Genomic DNA, 6,638 nt, shown 5'->3' with positions numbered 1-6,638 from the left:
CCCGAGGCAGCCCGTCCCGCGCAGCTTTCCGCGGCATTTCAGGCATTCGTCCGAAATGGCTCCCAACCCCTACATCTAGGGGCGCTTATCTGCCAACGACCCCTAGATGCGGGGGTGCGACACGCCCAAACCCCTCCACTAAACTGTGATGCGCAATACAATTCACCTGGTTGAACAATGGTTATGCACAGGGTGGTGACGACGCTGTCCACAGTGTTCACAGGGGTGTTAGGGCCCTCGTGGACATGATGAACAGGTTGTAGGGTTAGCGATAAACCCACGTGTTTGCGCGCATTCGCGCATGTCCCCTCGTCGGCCTCGACAAACCTGTGAGAGAGGAGGGTGATCCTGACCGCTCGCTCCGTCCACAGGGTGTCCACCCCTGCCCTCCACAAGGGCGGCGCACACAACATCTAGGGGTCGCTTGCGCAGGTGCCCCCAAGGTGTAGTGTTGTCGTGTTCGCGGCGAACGAGCCGCAAGAAAGCCCGCAAGGTAAGAAAACGTCCGGCCTCGAGCCGCAAGGAGACACGAACATGTCGATCACCGTCTACTCTAAGCCCCGCTGCCCCCAGTGCGACGCGACCTACCGCGCCCTCGACAAGCAGGGCGTCTCCTACGAGAAGATCGATGTCACCCAGGACGCGGAATCCCTCGCCTTCATCAAGGGCCTCGGCTACCAGCAGGCCCCCGTCGTCGTCGCGGGTGAGGACCACTGGTCCGGCTTCCGCCCCGACCGCATCAAGGCCGTCGCCGCCGCAGCCCCCCTGGCGCTGCAGGCCTGAGCCGCGCCGACGAGTCCCGGCCGCGAGGCCGGGGCTTTCGCGTATCTGGGCGGGGACGAGGCCGGGGTAACCCGCGCGCACGCGGGGCACTCGTGCGCGCGGCAGTGTGGGAGTGATAAGCCTCTGACCGGGGCCAATGCCAATGTGCTGCGGGTAGCACGCCCGCCGGGAAACGGCGAGCTCACCCGGCCTGGAGGGGCGTCGACCATCCCACACGGGGACACGCCTCCCACGCGCGCCCGCCCGGGCCTCGTGAGTGAGACACTAGAAGCTCACCGTCCCGACAAGTCGGAAGGAACACTATGGGCATCGTCGTCTACTTCTCGTCGGCGACGGGCAACACCCGCCGTTTCGTGGAAAAACTGGGAGTCCCGGCTGCGCGCATCCCGTTGCGTCCCAAGGATGAGCCCCTGCGCGTGACCGATGAGTATGTGCTCGTTGTGCCCACCTACGGCGGCGGAAATATTAAGGGCGCTGTCCCTAAGCAGGTCATCAAGTTCCTCAACGACCCCGACAACCGGGCCCTGTGCAGGGGCGTGATCTCGTCGGGAAACACTAACTTCGGCAAGGCCTACTGCATCGCGGGCGACATCATCGCGGCCAAGCTGGGGGTTCCCCACATGTATAAGTTCGAGCTCCTCGGCACGCCTGAGGATGTCTCCAGAGTTCGCGAAGGACTGGAACAGTTTTGGCAGAAAACTACACCGACACAGGCGTAGAGGACGCTCCCTCCCCGGAGCTGGACTACCACGCGCTGAACGCGCAGCTCAACCTGTACGACGCGGACGGACGCATCCAGTTCGACGCGGACCGTAAGGCCGCTCGCCAGTACTTCCTGCAGCACGTCAACCAGAACACGGTGTTCTTCCACGACCTGGAGGAGAAGCTGAAGTACCTGGTGGACGAGGGCTACTACGAGAAGCACGTCCTGGATCAGTACGACTTTGCGGACATCAAGGAGCTGTACAAGCAGGCTTACGCACACAAGTTCCGCTTCCCGACGTTCCTGGGCGCGTTCAAGTACTACACGTCGTACACGCTCAAGACCTTCGATGGTAAGCGCTACTTGGAGCGCTTCGAGGATCGCGTGGCCATGGTGTCCCTGTACCTGGCGCGCGGCGACATTGAGCTGGCCCGCGCCTTCGTCGATGAGATCATGAGCGGCCGCTTCCAGCCGGCCACCCCGACTTTCCTGAACGCGGGTAAGGCGGCGCGCGGCGAGCTGGTCTCCTGCTTCCTGCTGCGCATCGAGGACAACATGGAGTCGATTGCGCGCGGCATCAACTCGGCGCTGCAGCTGTCGAAGCGCGGCGGCGGCGTCGCCCTGCAGCTGACGAACCTGCGTGAGTCGGGCGCCCCGATCAAGAAGATCCAGAACCAGTCCAGCGGCGTCGTGCCCGTCATGAAGCTGCTCGAAGACTCCTTCTCCTACGCGAACCAGCTGGGCGCGCGTCAGGGTGCGGGCGCCGTGTACTTGCATGCGCACCACCCGGACATCATGCAGTTCCTGGACACTAAGCGCGAGAACGCGGACGAGAAGATCCGTATCAAGACGCTGTCCCTGGGCGTCGTCATCCCGGACATCACGTTCGAGCTGGCCCGCAAGAACGAGGACATGTACCTGTTCAGCCCCTACGACGTGGAGCGCGTGTACGGCGTGCCCTTCTCCGAGATCTCGGTGACGGAGAAGTACCACGAGATGGTGGACGATGGTCGCATCCACAAGCGCAAGATCAACGCGCGTCGCTTCTTCCAGACGATCGCGGAGATCCAGTTCGAGTCCGGCTACCCCTACATCGTCTTCGAGGACACGGTGAACAAGGCGAACCCGATCAAGGGCCGTATCACCATGTCGAACCTGTGCTCGGAGATCCTGCAGGTGTCCGAGGCCTCGACCTACAACGACGACCTGTCGTACTCGCACGTCGGCAAGGACATCTCCTGCAACCTGGGTTCGCTCAATATCGCGAAGACCATGGATTCCCCGGACTTCTCGAAGACGATCGAGATGGCGATCCGCGGCCTGACGGCCGTATCGGATCTGTCGGACATCGGTTCGGTGCCGTCGATTGCCCGCGGCAACGCGATGAGCCACGCGATCGGCCTGGGCCAGATGAACCTGCACGGGTACCTGGCGCGAGAGCACGTGCACTACGGGTCCGAGGAAGCGCTGGACTTCACGAACATGTACTTCATGACGGTCCTGTTCGAGGCCATCAAGGCCTCGTGCACGATCGCGCGCGAGCGCGGCGAGCGCTTCGAGGGCTTCGAGGACTCGAAGTACGCGTCCGGCGAGTTCTTCCGCAAGTACATTGACGAGGAGTGGGCACCCACCACGGACAAGTGCCGCGAGCTGCTCGCCGCCTCGTCGATCAAGGTCCCGACCCAGGCGGACTGGGAGGCCCTGGCGGGCGACGTCGCGAAGTACGGCATGTACAACCAGAACCTGCAGGCGGTCCCGCCGACGGGCTCTATCTCGTACATCAACAACTCGACGTCGTCGATCCACCCGATCGTCTCCCGCATCGAGATCCGCAAGGAAGGCAAGATCGGCCGCGTCTACTACCCGGCGCCGTACATGACGAACGAGAACCTTCAGTACTACCAGGACGCTTACGAGATCGGCCCCGAGAAGATTATCGACACCTACGCGGTGGCGACCCAGCACGTCGATCAGGGCTTGTCGCTCACGCTGTTCTATCCGGACACGGTGACGACGCGTGACCTGAACAAGTCCTACATTTACGCGTGGAGGAAGGGCGTTAAGACCCTGTACTACATGCGCCTGCGTCAGATGGCCCTGGAGGGCACGGCGGTTGAGGGCTGCGTGTCCTGCATGCTGTGACGTGGCACCCGTTTGTCGGGTGGTGCGGGGGTCGGGAAGCCGGCCCCCGCACCGTTTTGTGCGCACGGGACGAGGCCGGGGCGCGTTGAGGCGAGGCCGGGGTGGCGCGCGGGACGAGGCCGGGGCGCGTTGAGGCGGTGGCAGAAAAGTTGGGCGCGGAAACCGTTCGGCATTTTGGCGTCATGCTCGTATGATTGCGGGGAAACAATGCGTCAATTCTGACCGGAGTAAGCGATGAGTGATCCTACGAACCCCTACGGCGGGACCAGCCCGAGCACCGAGATCGTCTACGGCGCCCAGCCGACCTATGGCGGGCAGGGCGCCTACGGGACGCAGCCCGGATATGGCGCCGGGCAGGGCGCCTACGGGACGCAGCCCGGATATGGTGCCGGGCAGAACGCCTACGGCGGCGGACAAGCCGGTTACGGCGGGGGCCCCGCCTACGGTCCCCAGGCCTCGTACGGCCAACCCACATACGGCCAGGGCGTGTACATGCTCAACCCCGCTGTCGAGCGGCTCCGCTCGAACGCGACGATGGTGCGCATCATGGCGTTCTTCAGCTTCGTGACCCTGGGGCCGCTGCTGGCGATTCCCGCGTGGTTCTGGGGAGGGAGCCTCGTCAGCGAGGCTCAGTCCATGGGCGCCCCCGCAGACGTCATTGCGGATATCCGCGGTGCCCGATCGGCGGCCATGATCTGCTCGGTTATTGAGATCGTCGGTCTCGTCGTGTTCGTCGTGATCTTCTTTATCATCCCGTTCATCATTGCTCTCTTTGCGATTGGTGCAGGCTACTAGGCCCGCCCCTGACACTGATTGGATCTCGTCATGAGTCATGGATACAACCCTGCCGGGAACGTCTCCGGCGGCCAATGGCAGGCGGCTTACCAGCAGCAGGGGCAGGCGGCTCAGTCTGCCCAGCCGCAGGGAAGCCAACAGTACGTGGCCCCGCAGTCGGCGCCCGCCTCGGGCTACCAGGGCGCGGGCGGGTACCCGCAGGGCGGCCCTCAGCAGTACGCGCAGCCGCAGGGCAACCCCCAGCAGTACGCGGGCCAGCAGTACCCCCCGCCGCAGTCTGGCCAGCAGTACGGCGGTGCGCAGCACGCCCAGCCGCAGCAGTACGCGCAGCCGCAGCAACAGGGGCAGCAGTTCGTCCAGAGCGGGCAAGGTGGCGCGCCCCAGGTTGCCTCGCAGCAGTACGCGGGTGCGCAGTACGCCCAGCCGCAGCAGTACGCGGCTCCGCAGTCGGCGCCCGCCTCAGGCCAGGGCGCGGGCGGGTACCCGCAGGGCAACCCCCAGCAGTACGCGCAGCCGCAGGGCAACCCCCAGCAGTACGCGGGCCAGCAGTACCCCCCGCCGCAGTCTGGCCAGCAGTACGGCGGTGCGCAGTACGCCCAGCCGCAGCAGTACGCGGCTCCGCAGTCGGCGCCCTCGCAGCAGGCGAGCGCCCAACTGGCAAAAGACCCCCGAGCGGACGATTGGGTACGCCTCAAGGGCAGGGCGAACGTTGCCATCCTCAACAGCGCGCTCCGCTTCTTTGGGTTCCCGTTCCTCTCTCTGCTCATTGGGTTCGCGAGGGCGCACGACGTGTACGACGCCGCGAAGCAACTCGGCGCTCCTTCTGATGTCCTCCTGCGTGCAAGGATCGCGATGGGTACCGCGGCATTTTTCTTCTTCCTGCAGATCGCCATCCTCGTGGTCGTCGTCATCGGCGCAAACATGTGACGCGACCGCGTCGGAGGCGATGCCCGGAGTAATCCGTGCCTCGTTTCTTCGCTCGTGGTGAGCCGTGCGCTAGCATGGAGGCGCAAGAGCGACCCCTTCTTTTGGAGAAACAATGAGTGATCCCGTCAACCCCTTCACGCAGCAGGCCCCCGACACCGAGGCCCCTGCCGCGTCGGCGACGCCGGGTGCGGAGATCCCCGAGGCCTCGGCAACGCCGGGCGCAAACCAGCAAGCGTTCGGCCAGCAGCAGTACGGTCAGCAGGCATACGCTCAGCCGATGTACGCCGTGAACCCCGCGGTGGAGAAGATCCGCTCGAACGCTTCGACGGCGCGACTCCTGGCGATCCTCAGCTTCCTGTTCGGCGGACTCCTGCTGTCGGGTGGCATGTGGTTATGGGCGAACAACATGCTGCAGGAAGCCCAGATGCTCGGCGCCCCCATCGACGTCGTCGACCAGGCGCGCAGCGCCCAGTCGACCGCCAAGATCTGCTCGATCATCCACATCGTCTTCATCGTCGCAGGTCTTGTCATCGGCGTGATCTTTCTCGTCCTCGGCCTGATCGTCGCGGGTGCTGCCGGCCACTGACGCGCCGCCACGGTCGCGAGGCCCAGGTGTTTCCCGGGCCTCGGACCTGTTTTCTTGTCCGACTCGTGCGCTAGTATGAGTCGCGAATCCCTGCCCTATCATTTTGGAGCAACACATGAGTGATCCCGTCAACCCCTACGCGCAGCAGGCGCCGGCCGACCAGGCCCCCTTCGCGCAGCAGCCCGGCTACGGGCAGCAGCAGTCTTACGGAACTGGCGGAGCATACGGTCAGAGCGCATACGGCCAGTCCGCCGCCGGGTACGACCAGAGCGCCGGTCAGTACGGCTACGCCCAGGCCGGATACGCCCAGAACGGCTACGCCCAGGCCGGCTATGCCCAGGCCGGCCAGCCCCCCTACGGCGAGTCGGCCTACGGCCCCACCTACGGCCAGCCCGCCTACACGCCCCCCAACACCTACCAGTACGAGTCGATCCGTTCGAACTCGACGATCGTCATCATCCTGGCCGCGCTCAGCTTCTTTACCTTCGGACTCCTCATGTCGGTCCCCGCGTGGGTCTGGGGCCACATGCTGGTCACGAACGCCCAAACAAGCAATGCGCCCATGGACGTGCTCGACAAGGCGCGCATGGGCCGCCTGATCGCCATGATCATCTCCATCGTGCAGATCCTCGGCATGCTCTTGTTCATCGTGATTTTCATCGCTGGGCTCTACTCGCACTGAGGCATCCAACCCTCGTGGGG

Annotated in this window: 7 protein-coding genes; all 7 read left to right on the top strand. The window is 64.6% G+C overall.

What is annotated here, in order from left to right; translation table 11 throughout:
- Positions 1-534 precede the first annotated feature (534 nt).
- Positions 535-783: a glutaredoxin-like protein NrdH gene (gene nrdH / locus HMPREF1138_RS08405; RefSeq protein WP_009058684.1), complete on the top strand. Its 249-nt coding sequence runs from the start codon at positions 535-537 to the stop codon at positions 781-783.
- Between the two features lie 302 nt (positions 784-1,085).
- The gene (gene nrdI / locus HMPREF1138_RS08400) at positions 1,086-1,502 is read left to right on the top strand and encodes a class Ib ribonucleoside-diphosphate reductase assembly flavoprotein NrdI (RefSeq protein ID WP_009058686.1); all 417 of its coding nucleotides are present in this window, start codon (positions 1,086-1,088) and stop codon (positions 1,500-1,502) included.
- On the top strand, positions 1,472-3,628 hold the full coding sequence (gene nrdE / locus HMPREF1138_RS08395) for a class 1b ribonucleoside-diphosphate reductase subunit alpha (protein WP_009058693.1): 2,157 nt from the start codon (positions 1,472-1,474) through the stop codon (positions 3,626-3,628). The genes nrdI and nrdE overlap by 31 nt, the downstream gene beginning before the upstream one ends.
- Before the next feature lie 234 nt (positions 3,629-3,862).
- On the top strand, positions 3,863-4,423 hold the full coding sequence (locus HMPREF1138_RS08390) for a hypothetical protein (RefSeq protein WP_009058689.1): 561 nt from the start codon (positions 3,863-3,865) through the stop codon (positions 4,421-4,423).
- Positions 4,424-4,453: 30 nt separating this feature from the next.
- Complete coding sequence (locus tag HMPREF1138_RS08385) at positions 4,454-5,350, top strand: hypothetical protein (protein ID WP_039937630.1); 897 nt, start codon at positions 4,454-4,456, stop codon at positions 5,348-5,350.
- Between the two features lie 112 nt (positions 5,351-5,462).
- Positions 5,463-5,936, top strand: coding sequence for a hypothetical protein (locus tag HMPREF1138_RS08380; protein WP_009058691.1), 474 nt, complete (start codon positions 5,463-5,465; stop codon positions 5,934-5,936).
- Positions 5,937-6,051: 115 nt separating this feature from the next.
- Positions 6,052-6,618, top strand: coding sequence for a hypothetical protein (locus HMPREF1138_RS08375; RefSeq protein ID WP_009058682.1), 567 nt, complete (start codon positions 6,052-6,054; stop codon positions 6,616-6,618).
- Positions 6,619-6,638 lie beyond the last annotated feature (20 nt).

This window comes from Actinomyces sp. ICM58 (assembly GCF_000283035.1).
Taxonomy (GTDB): domain Bacteria; phylum Actinomycetota; class Actinomycetes; order Actinomycetales; family Actinomycetaceae; genus Pauljensenia.
This window is presented reverse-complemented; position numbering and strand designations above follow the sequence as displayed.

Bases quoted from the DNA above. Each gene is read 5' to 3' on its own strand.
- nrdH (WP_009058684.1), top strand. From the start codon at position 535: ATGTCGATCACCGTCTACTCTAAGCCCCGCTGCCCCCAGTGCGACGCG.
- nrdI (WP_009058686.1), top strand. From the start codon at position 1,086: ATGGGCATCGTCGTCTACTTCTCGTCGGCGACGGGCAACACCCGCCGT.
- HMPREF1138_RS08390 (WP_009058689.1), top strand. From the start codon at position 3,863: ATGAGTGATCCTACGAACCCCTACGGCGGGACCAGCCCGAGCACCGAG.
- HMPREF1138_RS08385 (WP_039937630.1), top strand. From the start codon at position 4,454: ATGAGTCATGGATACAACCCTGCCGGGAACGTCTCCGGCGGCCAATGG.
- HMPREF1138_RS08380 (WP_009058691.1), top strand. From the start codon at position 5,463: ATGAGTGATCCCGTCAACCCCTTCACGCAGCAGGCCCCCGACACCGAG.
- HMPREF1138_RS08375 (WP_009058682.1), top strand. From the start codon at position 6,052: ATGAGTGATCCCGTCAACCCCTACGCGCAGCAGGCGCCGGCCGACCAG.